Origin of the sequence: Microbacterium awajiense, assembly GCF_039536545.1 — a bacterium.
Lineage (GTDB): Bacteria > Actinomycetota > Actinomycetes > Actinomycetales > Microbacteriaceae > Microbacterium > Microbacterium awajiense.
In genome coordinates this window covers 151,041-166,952 of record NZ_BAAAYU010000005.1, presented here as the reverse complement: position 1 = coordinate 166,952, position 15,912 = coordinate 151,041, and the positions used below count along the sequence as shown (strand labels likewise).

The 15,912-nt window shown below is 71.2% G+C and carries 11 protein-coding genes; 4 read left to right on the top strand and 7 right to left on the bottom strand.

Annotated features, from left to right (window positions below):
- The first annotated feature begins 3 nt into the window (after positions 1–3).
- Together ABD663_RS07555 and ABD663_RS07550 are read left to right on the top strand one after the other, a co-directional pair.
- On the top strand, positions 4–1,899 hold the full coding sequence (locus ABD663_RS07555; protein ID WP_344737367.1) for a dynamin family protein: 1,896 nt from the start codon (positions 4–6) through the stop codon (positions 1,897–1,899).
- Positions 1,896–3,593, top strand: coding sequence for a dynamin family protein (locus ABD663_RS07550; RefSeq protein ID WP_344737366.1), 1,698 nt, complete (start codon positions 1,896–1,898; stop codon positions 3,591–3,593). Before ABD663_RS07555 ends, ABD663_RS07550 begins: the two co-directional genes overlap by 4 nt.
- A 449-nt stretch (positions 3,594–4,042) precedes the next feature.
- On the opposite strand, the gene ABD663_RS07545 is transcribed toward ABD663_RS07550, so the two are convergent.
- The 3 genes from ABD663_RS07545 to ABD663_RS07535 all read right to left on the bottom strand — a co-directional run bounded on the left by ABD663_RS07545 (position 4,043) and on the right by ABD663_RS07535 (position 9,338).
- A complete protein-coding gene (locus ABD663_RS07545; protein WP_344737365.1) occupies positions 4,043–4,840 on the bottom strand; it encodes an IniB N-terminal domain-containing protein in 798 nt (265 codons plus the stop codon).
- A 118-nt stretch (positions 4,841–4,958) separates the two neighbouring features.
- On the bottom strand, positions 4,959–7,409 hold the full coding sequence (locus ABD663_RS07540) for a LuxR C-terminal-related transcriptional regulator (protein WP_344737364.1): 2,451 nt from the start codon (positions 7,407–7,409) through the stop codon (positions 4,959–4,961).
- A 9-nt stretch (positions 7,410–7,418) separates the two neighbouring features.
- The gene (locus ABD663_RS07535; RefSeq protein WP_344737363.1) at positions 7,419–9,338 is read right to left on the bottom strand and encodes an Hsp70 family protein; all 1,920 of its coding nucleotides are present in this window, start codon (positions 9,336–9,338) and stop codon (positions 7,419–7,421) included.
- Between the two features lie 284 nt (positions 9,339–9,622).
- Here ABD663_RS07535 and groES point away from each other — a divergent pair, with 284 nt between their 5' ends.
- Positions 9,623–9,919 (top strand): co-chaperone GroES, encoded by a 297-nt coding sequence (gene groES / locus ABD663_RS07530; protein ID WP_135063578.1) that lies wholly within the window; start codon positions 9,623–9,625, stop codon positions 9,917–9,919.
- A 202-nt stretch (positions 9,920–10,121) separates the two neighbouring features.
- Entirely contained in the window at positions 10,122–11,006 is an 885-nt protein-coding gene (gene rarD / locus ABD663_RS07525) for an EamA family transporter RarD (RefSeq protein ID WP_344740193.1), read from the top strand.
- Positions 11,007–11,015: 9 nt separating this feature from the next.
- Here rarD and ABD663_RS07520 read toward each other — a convergent pair whose 3' ends face one another.
- The 4 genes from ABD663_RS07520 to ABD663_RS07505 are packed head-to-tail and all read right to left on the bottom strand — an operon-like array spanning position 11,016 to position 15,782.
- The gene (locus ABD663_RS07520; RefSeq protein WP_344737359.1) at positions 11,016–11,321 is read right to left on the bottom strand and encodes a metal-sensitive transcriptional regulator; all 306 of its coding nucleotides are present in this window, start codon (positions 11,319–11,321) and stop codon (positions 11,016–11,018) included.
- Positions 11,318–13,336, bottom strand: a complete 2,019-nt coding sequence (locus ABD663_RS07515; protein ID WP_344737357.1) for a copper-translocating P-type ATPase — start codon at positions 13,334–13,336, stop codon at positions 11,318–11,320. Before ABD663_RS07515 ends, ABD663_RS07520 begins: the two co-directional genes overlap by 4 nt.
- Positions 13,333–15,570 (bottom strand): heavy metal translocating P-type ATPase, encoded by a 2,238-nt coding sequence (locus ABD663_RS07510; protein WP_344737356.1) that lies wholly within the window; start codon positions 15,568–15,570, stop codon positions 13,333–13,335. Before ABD663_RS07510 ends, ABD663_RS07515 begins: the two co-directional genes overlap by 4 nt.
- Positions 15,570–15,782: a heavy-metal-associated domain-containing protein gene (locus ABD663_RS07505; protein WP_344737354.1), complete on the bottom strand. Its 213-nt coding sequence runs from the start codon at positions 15,780–15,782 to the stop codon at positions 15,570–15,572. The genes ABD663_RS07510 and ABD663_RS07505 overlap by 1 nt, the downstream gene beginning before the upstream one ends.
- Positions 15,783–15,912 lie beyond the last annotated feature (130 nt).

The following is a 15,912-nucleotide window of genomic DNA, read 5'->3' as shown; positions in this document are numbered from 1 at the left end:
GGCATGCAGGAGTCGACGACGATCGACGTGGACGGGACGGAATCGTCATCGACCGATCTCGCGACGACCGAGTTGACGGGAATCGCCCGCCGCCTCGGTGAACTCGCGGCCGACAACGGACGCTCGGATCTGGCAGCGCGCCTCGATCAGGCCAGTGAACGGCTGATCGACCCGGACGTCCGCGTGATCGTCGTCGGCGAGTTCAAACAGGGCAAGAGCAAGCTCATCAATGCGCTCGTCAATGCGCCCGCCTGCCCCGTCGACGATGACGTCGCCACGAGCGTTCCCACCTCTGTCGCGTACGCGGAAGAGGCGTCCGCGTGGATCCTCGTGGGCGAGGCCGAGCACGCGCAGGCCGGCAGTGCCGAGCGCCGTCAGATTCCGCTGCCCGACCTGCCTCAATACGTCTCCGAGCGCGGCAACCCCGGCAACGAGCGCAAGATCGTGTCGGCCGAAGTGCTTCTTCCGCGCGAGATCCTCCGGGGCGGCCTGCGTCTGATCGACTCGCCCGGTGTCGGCGGGCTGGACTCGTCGAACGCCGTCGCCACGCTCTCGGCGCTGTCATCCGCCCACGCGGTGCTGCTCGTATCGGATGCCTCCCAGGAGTACACCGAGCCCGAGGTGCAATTCCTCAAGCACGCGATGCGGGTCTCGCCGAACGTCGCCGCCGTCCTCGCGAAGACCGACCTCTACCCGCAGTGGCGGCAGATCGAGCAGATCGACCGTCGCCATCTCGAGGTGGCCGGCGACGTGCCGATCTTCTCGGTGTCGAGCGATCTGCGGCTGCTGGCTGCTGAGCTGCGGGACCGCGAGCTCAATGAGGAGTCGGGCTTCCCGGCCCTGGTGGCGCATCTGCGCCGCGAGGTGCTCGAGCGCGCCGAACTCATCCACGAGCGCAGCGCGATCCACGACCTGGCCTCTGTCGCCGATCAGCTCGCCATCTCGCTGCGCACCGAGCTCAACGCGATCCTGCACCCCGAGGACACCCCGCGCATGATCGCGGACCTCGAGGCCGCGAAGGAACGGGCCGACGAGTTCCGCAGTCGCTCGGCGCGGTGGCAGGTGACGCTGACCGACGGCATCGCCGACCTCATCGCCGACATGGAGCACGACCTGCGCGACCGCCTGCGCAAGGTGCAGCGCGAGGCCGAGAGCTCCATCGACGAAGGCGATCCGGGTCCGATCTGGGATCAGATCACCGAATGGCTCGACCAGCGGGTGGCGGCCGCGGTCTCGGAGACCTTCGTCTGGACCGACGAACGGTCGCGCTGGCTGTCCGAAGAGGTGTCGGACCTGTTCAGCGAGGGCGAGTCGGCGCTGCCGGCCATCCGGGTGGGCGACACCGACGGAGTGCTCGACCCCGTCGAGCAGATCGCCGGGCTCGACCCCGGGCATCTGGGAGCGGGAGAGAAGATCTACATCGGCGTCAAAGGCTCCTACGGCGGCGTCCTGATGGTCGGACTGGCCACGGGCCTCATCGGGCTCTCGCTGATCAACCCGCTGTCGCTCCTGGCCGGGGTGCTCGTCGGCCGTCGTGCCTTCCGCGAGGACATGACGGCACGCCTGTCACGCCGCCAGCACGAGGCCAAGCAGCTGGTGCGCCGCTACATCGACGAGGTCATCTTCCAAGTGGGCAAGCAGCTGCGTGACCGACTCCGCCTCGTGCAGCGGTCGGCGCGCGACCACTTCGGCTCGATGGCCGAAGAGCTGCACAAGTCGCTGTCCGACGCGATCGACGGGGCCAAGCGCTCGGCCGGGGTCTTCACGGCGCGGCGCGAGGAACGGCTCAAAGAGCTGCAGGGGCAGCTGAAGCGGCTCGAAGCACTTCAGCTGGAGATGCCGGCGCTGCCCGCGCTGCCCGCGCGGCCGGCCGAGCGGCAGAAAGCGCTGAAGCGGTGATCGGATCGCTCGAGGCGGACGCCGAGGCGCTGATCCGCACCGCGAGCGCGGTGTACGCCGACGATCCCGCTGTCCTGGAATCCCTCGACGAGCTCGACGACCGCTTGCGGGAGCCGCTTCGGCTCGCGATCGCCGGCATGGTCAAGGCAGGCAAGTCGACGTTGCTCAATGCTCTGCTGGGTGAGCGGATCGCGCCGACGGATGCCGGGGAGTGCACCCGCCTCATCACGTGGTACCGCTACTGCGCGACGCCCACCGTGACCTTGCACCCGCACGCCGGAGAGCCGCGGCGCATGCCGGTCCGTCGCGAGGAGGGGCGCCTGCTGATGGACCTCGGCGGCGTGCCCGCCGAGGACATCGACTGGATCGAGGTGGGCTGGCCGCTCGAGGTGCTCAAGTCGATGATCCTCATCGACACACCCGGCATCGCGTCGCTGTCGGCCGACACGTCGGCCCGTGCGACGCGCTTCCTCACGCCGGAATCGGACACCCCGTCGGCGGATGCGGTCGTCTATCTGATGCGGCATCTCCACGCCTCGGACGTCCGCTTCCTCGAGTCGTTCAGGGACACGGCGGTCGGATCCGCACGCACCGTCTGTGCGGTGGGGGTGCTCTCGCGATCGGACGAGATCGGCGCGGGCCGGATCGACGCGCTGCTGTCGGCGGCGAAGGTCGCCCGTCGCTACGAGACCGACGGCGAGCTCGCCGCGCTCGTGCTCGGCATCATTCCGGTCGCAGGCCTCGTCGCCGAAGGCGCCCGCACCCTCCGGGAGGACGAATACGACACCTTCCGCCGGCTCGCGCGACTCGACCGCGCCGACCGCGAGGCCCTCCTGCTGTCGGCTGACCGCTTCGTGGCTCAGACGGACGCGACGACCGTCAGCACGGCGGAGCGAGCGGCGCTGCTGGCTCGCTTCGGCATCTTCGGAGTGCGACTGGCGACGGCCCTGATCCGCGGCGGCGTCGGCGACTCGTCGGAACTGGCGGATGCCATGGTGCAGCAGAGCGGTCTGGTCGAACTGCGCCAGTTCGTGACGACGCAGTTCCGATCGCGGTCGGTGGCGCTCAAGGTGCGGGGTGTGCTGCTCGCACTCGAGAAGCTCCTCGGCGACCATCCGCGCGATGGCGTCGAAGACATCCGTGCGGGCTTGGAGAGGCTCACCACGACCGCGCACGAGCTGCGGGAACTCGACACTCTCGCGACGCTGCGCGCCGACGACTTCTCGCTGGCCGAGGCCGATGCCGCCGACGCCCGCAGGATCCTCGGCGGCGACGGGACCACGGCGACCGCACGGCTCGGTCTGACGGAGCAGGCGCGCGACGACGAGGTGCGGGTGAGCCTGGACGCGGCACTCGCGCGCTGGCGGACCCTCGTCGAGTCGCCGTTGACGCAGCGCGGCGCGATCGGCGTCGGACAGGTCGTGCTGCGCAGCCTCGACGCCATCGCGACGTCCGGGGCCGTGCCGTCGCCCGCGGCCGACACCCCCGCCGCCGCCCCGCCGACGCCGAGGTCAGAGGTCGTCGCCGCCGACGACTCCCTCGTGTCCGCGGCGGACGTCGATGCGCCGCGCGGACCAGGCGATGCCGCCGGGGAGGACGCTGCTCAGCAGCGCCAGGAGGACGAGCCCCGCCTGGGCGGCAAGAAGAAGAAGAAGCGACTGGCGTCGGTCGCCAAGCGCCACCCACTCGGTTGACAGCAGCACCAGGACGACCTGCAGCCCGAAGGACGCGAGCTGCCACCACCGCACCTTCGGCTTGCGTGCCATGAACGACACCAGCATCGTCACCTGGGACCCGAGCACCACCACCATCATGCTGAAGACGGTCCAGAAGACGATGTCGGCGGCGGTCGTATACGTGTCCTCGCTGCGCCCGGCGGTGACCTCTTCGACGACTCCGGAGATCAGGGGGAGCAGTTCCTGCCGGATGACGAAGTAGTACACCAGCGTGAACCCGCCGATCGCGAAGCTCAGGATCCAGAAGACCTGGCTCAGGCGGATCGCGAACGGCGGTGTGAGCTTCACGAGCACAGGCGGCGCGTTGGGACTCGACGTCGGCGGTCGCGGCGGCGCCTCGCGCGTCGGGGTCCGACGCGCGAGGCCTGTCGCCGCAGCGGGCTGGGGCGATGCGCTGCGCTGTTCGGTCACTGCTCTTCGGTGGGTTCTTCGTAGTACGGCTCCTCGACCGGGGCGGCCGACTCCTCCGTGTCGACGTAGGTCTCCTCGGCGGTCAGGTCGGTCGACAGCGGTTCCGGCTCGGCCGCGGCCGGTGCCGCCGGCGTGGAGCCGACGGCCTCGACGGTGGCGTCGACCGCGGTGTCGACCGCGTCGGTCACCGCCGCGGCGGCCGTCGCGGCATCGGCATCGGCAGCGGGCTCTTCGGCACTCGTGCTCGCGGCCTCGGTCGTGGTCGTCGATGCGTCGCCGGCCGATACGGTCGAGTTGAAGCTCTCGTCGTTCGAGGTGTTGCCGATCGACACGTCGCCGACGGTGACGTCGACGTCCGAGTCCACGATGGTGGCGTCATCGCCCGCGGCGACCGCGTTGTCGCCGGAGGCGACGACGGCTTCCTGATCGAAGATCTGCGTGACATCGCCGCCTTCGGTCCAGATGTTCTGGTTGACCGACTGGTCGACGATCGTGGTGCGGGCGTCCACCGAGGTGAACTGGTTGATGATGCGGTTGATCTCGCGCACGACCTCGTTCGGCGGCTCGGGCGGGTTCGGCGGCGGGGGCGTCGGTGGCTTGGGAGTGACGCTGTGGTGATCGATGATGACGGGCTTGACGGCCTGGACGTCGGCCAGACACGCGCCCTCCAAGCCGTTGTCGGCCATGGTCTGCGTCGGTGCGGCCGCGAACTCCTCAGCCGTCGCGGGGTCACGCAGGAGGCTCAGAATGAACGCGATCAGCGCGTCGGCGATCGTGGATACCGGTGAGATCATCGTTGACTCCTCGTGGTCTTCGGGCATGATGCACCCAGAATCGATCGATCCTGGATTTCAGGGTATTGAGTTGCGGTGGACGCGGAATCGGGGATGGCCCCGATACTGCTCGGAGAGCTCATAGGGGCTCACCCGTCGATGCGTCCGCGTCGGGCCGGCCGACGGTGTGGGCCTCGTCGACGACGACCCGCAGCTTGGCGAGAAGGTCGGACCGCGACGTCGCCCCGAGGCGACGTTTGATGTGGGCGACGTGATGCTCGACCGTGCGCGGCGAGATGAAGATCAGCCCGCCGATCTCGGCGTACGTCTTGCCCTGCAGCACGAGCCGGGCGACGTCGGTCTCGCGTTCGCTCAGTGAGACGGCTGCCGATCCGTCGCCGGCGGCGGGCCGCTCGTCGGCGTCGTCGCTGTTGCGTGCGTGACGGCGCAGTCCCTCGATCGGGTGCAGATCGCGCGCGCACGCGAGCAGCCGCGCCGAGGCGCGCCGATCCGATGTGCGACTGGCGCCGTGTCCTGCCAGGCGCGCACCGTCCCACGCGAGGCCCGCCGAGGCCAGTCCGTGGGCGGCGCGGTCGATCGCGTCGGCGTCCACCGATCCGGCGAGCGCGGCCGTCCACACCCGGCCCGCCTGTGCCATCACTCCGGCGATCGGGCTGCGGGACGACGCGGCCACGAGAGCGCGGGCATGCGGACGCAACTCGTCCGGCCGGTTCAGCAGGATGCCCTGCTGGATGCCGGACCAGTGCAGCGGAGACGCCCACATCGGAGGCGAGCCCAGTCGTTCGACGAGATCGATGGCCTGCGCGTGGAGGATGCGCGTCCGCTCGGTGTCGCGCATGCGTGCCGCGGCGCTGAACAGCTCGCCGAGCGGGAGCAGCAGGAACAGGTCGGGCTCGACGAGGTTCAGCACGCCGCGAGCGTCATCCCACAGCGCGGTCAGCACGGCCGAGTCCTCGAACCTCTGGGCGATGGCCACCCGCACGGCCTGGGCGAGGAGGCGGTCACGCACGCACAGCGTCGGTGCCAGGTCGGTCGCCCGCTCGAGCGCGTCGCGCGCCTCGGCCGGCCGCGATCGGTGCACGGCGAGGAACGCGCTCCACAGCAGCAGCCGCGGCATCGCCCACGCTCCGCCCTGCGCACCGGCCACCGCGTCGTCGACGACGGTGTGCGCGGTGGGCAGGTCTCCGATGCTCATCGCGGCGGCGACGGCGATCACCGCGGGCAGTTCGGGGACGGGTTCGGAGCTCGAGGCGGCCGTGTACAGCTGCGATGCCCGCACGAGGTCGGCGAGGGGGGCCTGCGCAGGTGACGCGGCGACAGTGGACCGCAGCCCGCCGGCCGCGAGGTCCAGCGCGACGTCGAGTGTGGCCGTCGACGGCCGCGGGCCCTCGCCGGTCGGCACGGGGCCGCCGGAGCCGATCGCGGCGATGGTCGCCCGCGCCTGCGTGGCGCAGGAGCGCGGCTCGGCGCAACGGTACACGGTCGCGCCCGTCGCGAGCATGCCGCGAGTCGACCACAGCGCGGCCGCGGCATCCGAGAGCCGGTCGACTTCTGCGGGGTCGTCGTGCGCGTGCTGCTCGTCGACGATCGCCCCCACTGCCGCGAGGTCGCCGGTCGCCCAGGCGGCGCGTGCGCGACGGCCGCCGAGCAGCGCGGGTTCCATGCCGTGCCGACCCGCCTGGGCGTACAGGTCGATCGCTCGATCCGGATGCTGCGCGACGAGGTCGTCCCCCCTGTGCACGAGCGCACGGGCGATGCGTGTAGGTACGCGTGCGGCGGACCGCACCACCGGGACGAGTGCCCCCTGCCGCGTGAGCAGCCCCTCGGCGTACCCGCGGGCGATCACCGGGTCGTCGGACGCGGCGCACGGAGCGTCGTCGTCGGCGGCGAGCGCCTCGATGCGTCGGCGCACATCGTCCGGAACCGTGTCGAGTCGATGCGCGACGCGGTCTTCGACGGCGCGCAGCAGGGCGTCATGGCCGCGTTCACCGGCGCAATCGCGCTCGTCGTGCAGCAGCAGCGTCTCGGCGACGAGCCAGGTCACGCCGCCGGTGGCGGCAAGGAGGTCGTCGACGCACCGGTCGGAGATCACCTGGTCGACGTCGTCGAGGTAGGAGAGCACATCCGAGCGCGAGAGGTGGCCGAGCACGATGGCCGGGCGATCGCGCTCCAGCGTCCGCGAGATCCGAGTGAGCCGCGGCATCCGCACCCACGGTCTGCTCGCGACCACGAGCGACGATCGCGGGTCGGTCGCCCGCCGCTCGATCTGCTCCACGCGGCCCGGGTCGAGCAGGTGGAGGTCGTCCACGAGCAGGACGTGCTCCGGGGGAACGCGGTCGATGTCGATCTCGTCTCCGAACACGCAGTCCGTCGCAGGCCCGTCGTCGAGCATCCGATGCAGCTCGCGCAGCATGCTCGACTTGCCCGAGCCCGCTGCGCCGACCACGACCGCGCGGGTGGCGCGGTCACCGGCGGCGATCGCGGTCATCACAGGCAGCGCCTGGCGGCACCAGAGGCCGAGTGCGTCGTGGGGGAGCGTCTGCGCTCCCGCCATCTCGGTGATCGTCATGGCGTCGGCTCAGGTCGGATCGGTCGGCGACGGCGACGGGTCGGGTGCGGGCGGGTCCGGTGTCGGGTCGGGTGCGGGCGGGTCCGGTGTCGGGTCGGGTGCGGGCGGGTCCGGTGTCGGGTCGGGTGCGGGCGGGTCCGGTGTCGGGTCGGGTGCGGGCGGGTCCGGTGTCGGGTCGGGCGCGGGCGGGTCCGGTGTCGGATCCGGTGCGGGCGGCGCGGGAGTCGGCGTCGGCGTCGGTGTGGGTGTGGGCGTCGGAGTCGACGTCGGCTGCGACGAGGTGGGCGGCGTCGCCGAGTCCGCCGGCGACGATCCACCCGAGCTTCCGCCGCTCGATCCGGAAGACGAGCTCGCAGAGGACGGGCTCGAACTCGACCGTGACGGCCTCGGCGACGACGAGCTGCGCTGAGGCACGTTCTGCGAGCGCGGGTTCGTGACCTTGTTGACCGGCCCGAGCACCGGGGCGGGTGCGGGTGCCGCGGAATCGGGCTGATCGGCATCCTCGTCGTCGGCGGCCGGCGACGCCGTCGGATCGACGGCGTCGTGCTCATCGGCGATCGCCGAGCTCGCACCGAGCAGGTCCAGGCCCAGCCAGACCGCGAGCGAGGGGGTGTCGTCCTCCGCCTCGGTGGCCACACCCGATCCGACGCCGGTCGCGCTGGCCAGGACGATTCCGCTGGTCAGGGCGAGGACGCCTGCGCTCATGGCGGCATACGACGCACCGCGGCGCGCCCAGCTCTTGCGGGGCGGGACCGACGTCTCGTCCGGCACCGGGAAGACCGCCGGCGCCTCGGCGGCGGACGCCGAAGCCGTGTCGGTGACGAGCGGGATCGGCATTGCCCCGGCCGCCTCGGCGATCGCGCGCGCGGCACCCAGCGCGACCACCGCTTTCGGATCGGTGTCCACGGCGATGGGGCGGTCGAAACGTTCGGAGAGCATCTCGGCGATGCGCGGGATGCGGGACGAGCCGCCCGTGAGCACGATCGCCTGCAGGTCGTCGGGCGCCACCGCACTCATCTCGAGAGCGTGGTCGAGAGCGTCGATCGTACGCTCCACGCCCGGCTGGATCATGGTCTCGAACTCGAAGCGGGTCAGGCGCACCGTCGAGGGCGCTCCGTCGAGGAGCACGGGGATGACGACATCCGAGTCGAACGAGAGCGCTTCCTTCGCCTCGGTGCACTCCCGCCGCAGCGCGGCGAGCGCGACGCGGGCGTTCGGATCGGCGGACAGCTCCGCGATGGAGAGGCCGGCGGTGTCGAGGGCGTGGCGCAGGACGAGGTCGTCGAAGTCGGCGCCGCCGAAGTCGGCGATGCCGATCGGTGCCCCGAGCAGATGCAGTGCGCCGTCGCTGTCCCGACGCAGGACGGCGCCGTCGAAGGTGCCGCCGCCGAGGTCGTACACCGCGAGCGCACGGTCGGCTTCGACGGCGCGCGTGGCCGCGTAGTGCCGCGCGGCGGCCTCCGGCTCGCAGATCAGCTCGACGGGATGGGAGATGTGCCTCGACAGGGCGGCCGCGAGCAGTCCGCGTCGATGGCCCTCCCACGTGACGGGAACCGTGACCGCGACCGACTCCGGACGGCCGCCCTCGCGCTCGGTCACCGACCGGACGACCCAGCCGACCATCTGCGCGTACAGCTCTTCAGGGGTGAACTGCTGCCGACCCGCGACGATCGGCACGTCATCGCCGACGCGGCGCTTGAACTCGCGGATGAGTCGATCGGGCTGCGCCAGTCCGCGCCGCTCGGCGGACTCGCCGAAGAGCAGCTCGTCATCGCTCGCGAAGACGACGCTCGGTGCCGTGTCCGACTTCCTTCCGAGCGGGAACGCCGATGCGGTGAAGCTGCGGTCGGCGGCGACGCACGCGGTCGCCGCCGCCGTCCGTGTCGTCCCCAGATCGACGGCGAGCCAGTATTGGTGATGTGTTCTCATGTCTCTTGTTCCCCCAAGAACGAGACGAGGAATCCCCCGGCATCTGTCTACCACCGCGTCCGACATTTTGTAAGACCGGCGTCGGCAGATGACGGGCCCGTTCATCCAGAGTGGAGACGATCGGCGCTGATACATCGCGATCACCTCGCGCCGATCGCGCGCCCGTCCGTGCGCATTGGCACTCACGTTGCGAGAGTGCCAACACGCCCCTAGACTTGCCATCAGCACTCTCACCATCAGAGTGCTAACGAGTCTTCAGTCTCTAAGGAAAGAAGAGGTAGACCGTGTCGGTTTCCATCAAGCCGCTCGAGGACCGCATCGTCATCCAGCAGGTCGAGGCCGAGCAGACCACGTCGAGTGGTCTCGTCATCCCCGACACCGCCAAGGAGAAGCCCCAGGAGGGCGAGGTCGTGGCCGTGGGCCCGGGCCGTATCGACGACAACGGCAACCGCGTGCCGCTCGACGTCGCCGTCGGCGACCGCGTGATCTACAGCAAGTACGGCGGCACCGAGGTCAAGTTCGGCGCCGACGAGTACCTGGTGCTCTCGGCCCGCGATGTGCTCGCGGTCGTCGTCCGCTGATCCTTCGCAACGCGAACACGAGGGTCGGATGCTTCGGCATCCGACCCTCGTGCTGTTCCTGCCGCCCTAGGCTGAGGCGGTGAGCCGCACCCCCGCCGACGCCGAACCCGACGGTCCGGCAGAGGCCCCCGATCTCGGCGAGTCCGCTCTCGCCACCGCCGGTGTCCCGGTTCCCGCACAGCCCGACCCTGCGCGCGAGCAGCTGCGGGGCGGCGTGTACGCGCTGACCGCGTACGTGCTGTGGGGGCTGCTGCCGCTCTACTTCCTGCTGCTCGCGCCGGCCGGGCCCGCTGAGATCGTGGCGTGGCGCATCCTGCTCTCGCTCGTGTTCTGCGCGCTGCTGCTGACCGTGACGCGCACGTGGCGGCGGCTGACCCGGGTCATGCGCCGACCGCGATTGATGGCGTTGACGGCACTGGCGGGCGGGCTCATCTTCGTCAACTGGATGGTGTACGTCGGCGCCGCGCTGTCAGACCACGTCATCGAAGCGAGCCTGGGCTACTTCATCAATCCCATCGTCACCGTCCTGCTCGGCGTGCTCGTGCTGCGTGAACGGCTGCGCGTGACGCAGTGGGTCGCGATCGGCATCTCGCTGGTCGCCGTGGGCGTCATCGTCGTCGCCTACGGATCGGTTCCCTGGATCGCGCTGGTGCTCGCCGGCTCGTTCGGCGTGTACGGTCTGGTCAAGAAGCGCATCGGGCCGGCCGTCGACGCCGTCAGCGGGCTGACGCTCGAGTCGATGTGGCTCTCGCCGGTCGCCATCGGGATCCTGGTGTTCGTCGCGGCCACCGGTGGGATCGCTTTCGGCTCGGCGGGTGTCGGTCACGCCGTGCTGCTGAGCCTCGCCGGCGTGGTGACGGCGGTGCCGCTGCTGTTCTTCGCGGCGGGCGCCCGCCGCGCGCCCCTCACCGTCATCGGCCTTCTGCAGTTCGTCGCGCCGATCCTCCAGTTCGCCATCGGAGTCTGGGTGCTGGACGAGCCGATGCCCGTCGAGCGCTGGATCGGGTTCGGGCTCGTGTGGCTGGCGCTCATCGTGCTGACCGTCGACTCGCTGCGCCACGCGCGCCGCACCGCACGCGTGGGCTGATGCGCGGGCTCAGCGCACCAGCCGCGCGATGGCCTGCGTGGCCTCGGTGATCTTCTCGTCCGCCTCGTTGCCGCCCGCGCGCGCCGCATCGACGACGCAGTGCCGCAGATGGTCGTCGAGCAGGCCGACCGCGACCGCCTCCAGGGCGCTGGTGAGCGCGCTGATCTGCGTCAGGATGTCGATGCAGTACTTCTCGTCGTCGACCATGCGGTGGATGCCGCGCACCTGTCCCTCGATGCGCTTGAGGCGGTTGAGGTAGCGGTCCTTGTCGGTGATGTAGCCGTGCGTGTGCTCGGCGGCGGCCGTCTCGGTCATGCGGGTGCTCCTTCCGGGGCGTGGTTCCGCGCGGCGCCGGCGACGTGCGCGGGATCGAGGTCGATGCGGCGCAGCAGCTGCGCGTTGAGGGCGACGACCACGGTCGACAGCGACATGAGGATCGCACCGACCGACATCGGCAGCACGAAGCCGATCGGCGCCAGTACTCCGGCGGCGAGCGGCACCGACAGCAGGTTGTAGCCGGCGGCCCACCACAGGTTCTGTCGCATCTTGCGATAGCTCGCACCCGACAGCTCGATGATGGACAGCACGGCGCGGGGATCGTCACCGGCGAGGATGACACCCGCCGACGCGATCGCGACGTCGGTGCCCGCACCGATCGCGATGCCGACGTCGGCCTGCGCGAGCGCGGGAGCGTCGTTCACCCCGTCGCCGACCATGGCGACCGAGCGCCCTTCGCCCTGCAGCTCGGCGACGGTCGACGCCTTGTCCTCGGGGCGCACCCCGGCGTAGAACCGGGTGATGCCGAGCTCGTCGGCGACCGCCGCGGCGACCGGCTCGGCGTCGCCGGTGATCATGACCACCTCGACGCCGCGGGCGCGCAGCGCCGCGACGGCCTCCCGCGACTCCTCCCGCACTTCGTCGCCGAGCGCGATGGCGCCGACGATCTCATCGCCGCGCAGCACGTGCAGCACCGTGCGGCCTTCGGCCTGCCGGCCCTGGGCCTGCGCGGTCGCGCTGAGCCCGCGCTCGTCCAGCAGGCGCGGCCCGCCCACGCGGATCGTCTCGCCGTCGACCTGCGCTGAGACGCCGACAGCGGGAGACGAGGCGAAGTCGGTCGCACGCGGCACGTCCAGGCCCCCGGCGGCGCGAACGATCGCCCGGGCCAGCGGATGCTCGCTGTCGCCCTCGGCTGCCGCGGCGAGCCGCAGTACGGCATCGCGTCCTTCGCCGCCGCTGACCTCGACGACCGTCGGACGGCCCTTCGTCAGGGTGCCGGTCTTGTCGAACAGCACGGTGTCGACCAGACGCATCGACTCGAGTGCCCGGCGGTCCTTCACCAGCACACCGGCACGGGCCGCCCGCTCGGTCGCGATCGCCACGACGAGGGGGATCGCCAGTCCGAGGGCGTGGGGGCACGCGATCACCAGCACGGTGATCGTGCGGACGACCGCCTCGTCGGGCATCCCGATCGCCGACCAGACGATCGCGGTCAGCACCGCAGCGCCGAGTGCGAACCAGAACAGCCAACCCGCCGCCCGATCGGCGAGCAGCTGCGCACGCGAGCTCGAGCTCTGCGCCTCGGAGACCAGTCTCTGGATGCCGGCGAGCGCGGTGTCGTCGCCGACGGCGGTGATCTGCACACGCAGTCCCGAGTCGGTGGCGACCGTCCCGGCCGTGACCGCATCACCGCGGCCGCGTTCGACCGGGCGGGACTCGCCGGTGATCATGGACTCGTCGACATCGGCACGTCCGTCGACGACCGTGCCGTCGGCGGGGATGGCACCGCCGGGTCGCACGACCACGACGTCGCCGACGCGCAGCTGGGCGGGGGAGACCGTCACCACGCTGTCGCCCTCGACCCGCTCGGCTTCGTCGGGCAGCAGCGCGGCGAGCGAGTCGAGCGCCGACATCGTCTGGGCGAGCGAGCGCATCTCGATCCAATGGCCGAGCAGCATGATCACGATCAGCAGCGCGAGTTCCCACCAGAAGTCGAGGTGGTGGTCGAGCAGCCCGAGGAATGCGCCCCAGGAGGCGAGGAAGGCCACCGTGATGGCGAGCCCGATGAGCAGCATCATGCCCGGGGTCCGCGAGCGCAGCTCGGACACGGCGCCGGTCAGGAACGGACGCCCGCCCCACGCATACATCACGGTGCCGAGCACGGGTGAGATCCACGGCACGATCCCGGAGTCGGGAAGCGCATAGCCGAGGATCATCGAGAAGCCGCCCGAGAAGACCACGACCGGCACGGCCAGCACGAGCATGATCCAGAACAGCCGCCGGAACTGCCCGACGTGGTCGCCGGCCATGTCGTGGTGGGTGTGATCGCTCATCGCGCGACCTCTTCGCTGCGGAACGATCGCAGACGCAGGCTGTTGCCCACGACGAACACGCTCGAGGCGGCCATCGCCGCGCCGGCGATCATGGGATTTAGCAGACCCAGCGCGGCGAGCGGGATCGCGGCCACGTTGTATGCGAACGCCCAGAACAGGTTCGTACGGATGGTCCGCAACGTCGCGCGCGCGAGACGGATCGCGTCGACGGCGCTGCGCAGATCGCCGCGCACCAGGGTGATGTCGGACGCCTCGATCGCGGCATCCGTCCCGGTGCCCATGGCGATGCCGAGGTCGGCCTGAGCAAGGGCTGCGGCGTCGTTGACGCCGTCGCCGACCATCGCGACCACCTTCCCCCGTGCCTGCAACTGTTCGATCACCGCGACCTTCTCGTGCGGGAGCACCCCGGCGGTCACCTCGGTGATCCCGACCTGATCGGCGACCGCGCGCGCGGTGTCGGCGTTGTCGCCGGTGAGCAGGCGCGGTTCGAGGTGCAGGGCGCGCAGCCCTGCGACCGCGTCGGCGCTCGTCGGCTTGAGCTCGTCGGCCACGGCGAGCACGCCCCGCACGGCGCCGTCCCATCCGACCAGCACCGCGGTCGCGCCCGCGCGTTCGGCGTCGGTACGGGCTTCGACGGCTGCGGCATCGATGGTCCATCCCGCTTCGGCGAACAGACGCGGGCTGCCGACCATCGCGTCGAGGCCGTCCACCACGCCGACCACGCCGAGTCCGGTCCGGCTGCGGAAGCCGCCGGGCTCGGCGAGCGGACCGCAGCGTCGCGCGGCGTCGGCGATCGCCGCGGCGATCGGATGCTCGGATGCCTGCTCGAGCGCCCCGGCGACCCGCAGCACGGCGCTCTCGGTCGCGCCGTGCGCGCTCACCGCGACCAGCGACATACGTCCCGCTGTGACGGTGCCGGTCTTGTCGAGCACGATCGTGTCGACGCGCCGTGTGGACTCCAGCACCTCGGGGCCGCGGATCAGGACGCCCAGCTGAGCGCCGCGACCCGTTCCGACCAGCAGCGCGGTCGGCGTCGCCAGACCCAGTGCGCACGGGCACGCGATGATGAGCACCGCGACGGACGCCGTCAGCGCCGACTCGACCGGTGCGCCCAGCAGCAGCCACACCGCCGCGGTCACGACGGCGAGCGCCAGCACGATGGGGACGAAGACCGCCGAGATGCGGTCGGCGAGACGCTGGACGTGCGCCTTGCCCGACTGCGCCTGCTCGACGAGCTGCGCCATCTGCGCGAGCTGGGTGTCGGCGCCGACGCGCGTGGCACGCACGAGGATCCGGCCGTCGGCGTTGACCGTCGCACCGATCACGCTCGAGTCCGGCCCCACCTCGACCGGCATCGACTCGCCCGTGACCATGCTCGCGTCGACCGCCGAGATCCCTGAGACGACGATGCCGTCGGTGGCGATCCGCTCGCCGGGGCGGACGGCGAAGAGGTCTCCGACGCGCAGCGCCTCCACCGGCATCCGCAGCTCGACGCCGTCGCGCACGATCGTGACGTCCTTCGCGCCGAGTTCGAGCAGGGCGCGCATCGCCGCGCCCGCCCGGCGCTTCGAGCGCACCTCGATGAATCGTCCCGCGAGCACGAACGCAGTGACCCCCGCGGCGACCTCGAAGTAGACGGCGTCCGCACCGGCTCCGGGGGTGATGACCCATTCGAAGCCGTGGGTCATGCCGATCTCACCGGCCCCGCCGAAGAAGAGGGCGTACAGCGACCACAGGAACGCCGCGCTCACGCCGATCGAGATCAGGGTGTCCATGGTCGCGGCGCCGTGGCGCAGGTTGACCCACGCGGCGCGGTGGAACGGCCACGCACCCCACGTCACCACCGGAGCGGCGAGAACGAGCGACGCCCACTGCCATCCCGGGAACTGCAGGGGCGGGATCATCGCGAGCAGGATGATCGGCACCGCCAGCACTGCCGAGCCGATGAGGCGCGCGCGCAGCCCCGACAGCTCGCGATCGGTCGCCGGCGCGGCGTCGGGCCGCGGCTCGGCCGCCGTGTAGCCCGTCTTCTCGACCTCGTGGATGAGGGTGGTCGCGTCGAGCCCTGCGGGCCCCAGCACGACGGCCCTCTCGGTGGCGTAGTTCACCGACGCGACCACGCCGTCGATGCGGTTGAGCCGCTTCTCGATGCGTGCGGCGCACGACGCGCAGGTCATGCCCCCGATCTCGAGTTCGACCCGCTCGCCCTGCGCCCGCGGCAGGGCGGACGACATCAGACGCGCTCCGCGCGATAGCCGGCCTCGTCGACGGCGGCCAGCACCGCGGCATCCGTCACCGGCGGGGCAGCGACCAGCCGCAGCATCCCGGTCTCGGCGTCGACGGCGACGGAGTCGACGCCGGCGAGATCGGACACCTCGGAGCGGACGGCGCGCTCGCAGTGTCCGCACGTCATTCCTGTCACGCGGTACTCACGCGTCTCGGTCATCATGTCTCCTCATCGATGCTCGTTCGGGCCGATGCCGGTCTGTGGCATCCCCGTCGACAACACGATACCCTCCAGGGGTATTCCCGAGGTGGGAGGGTGAATTCGCCCTCTCGCATTGCGTTTGATAACG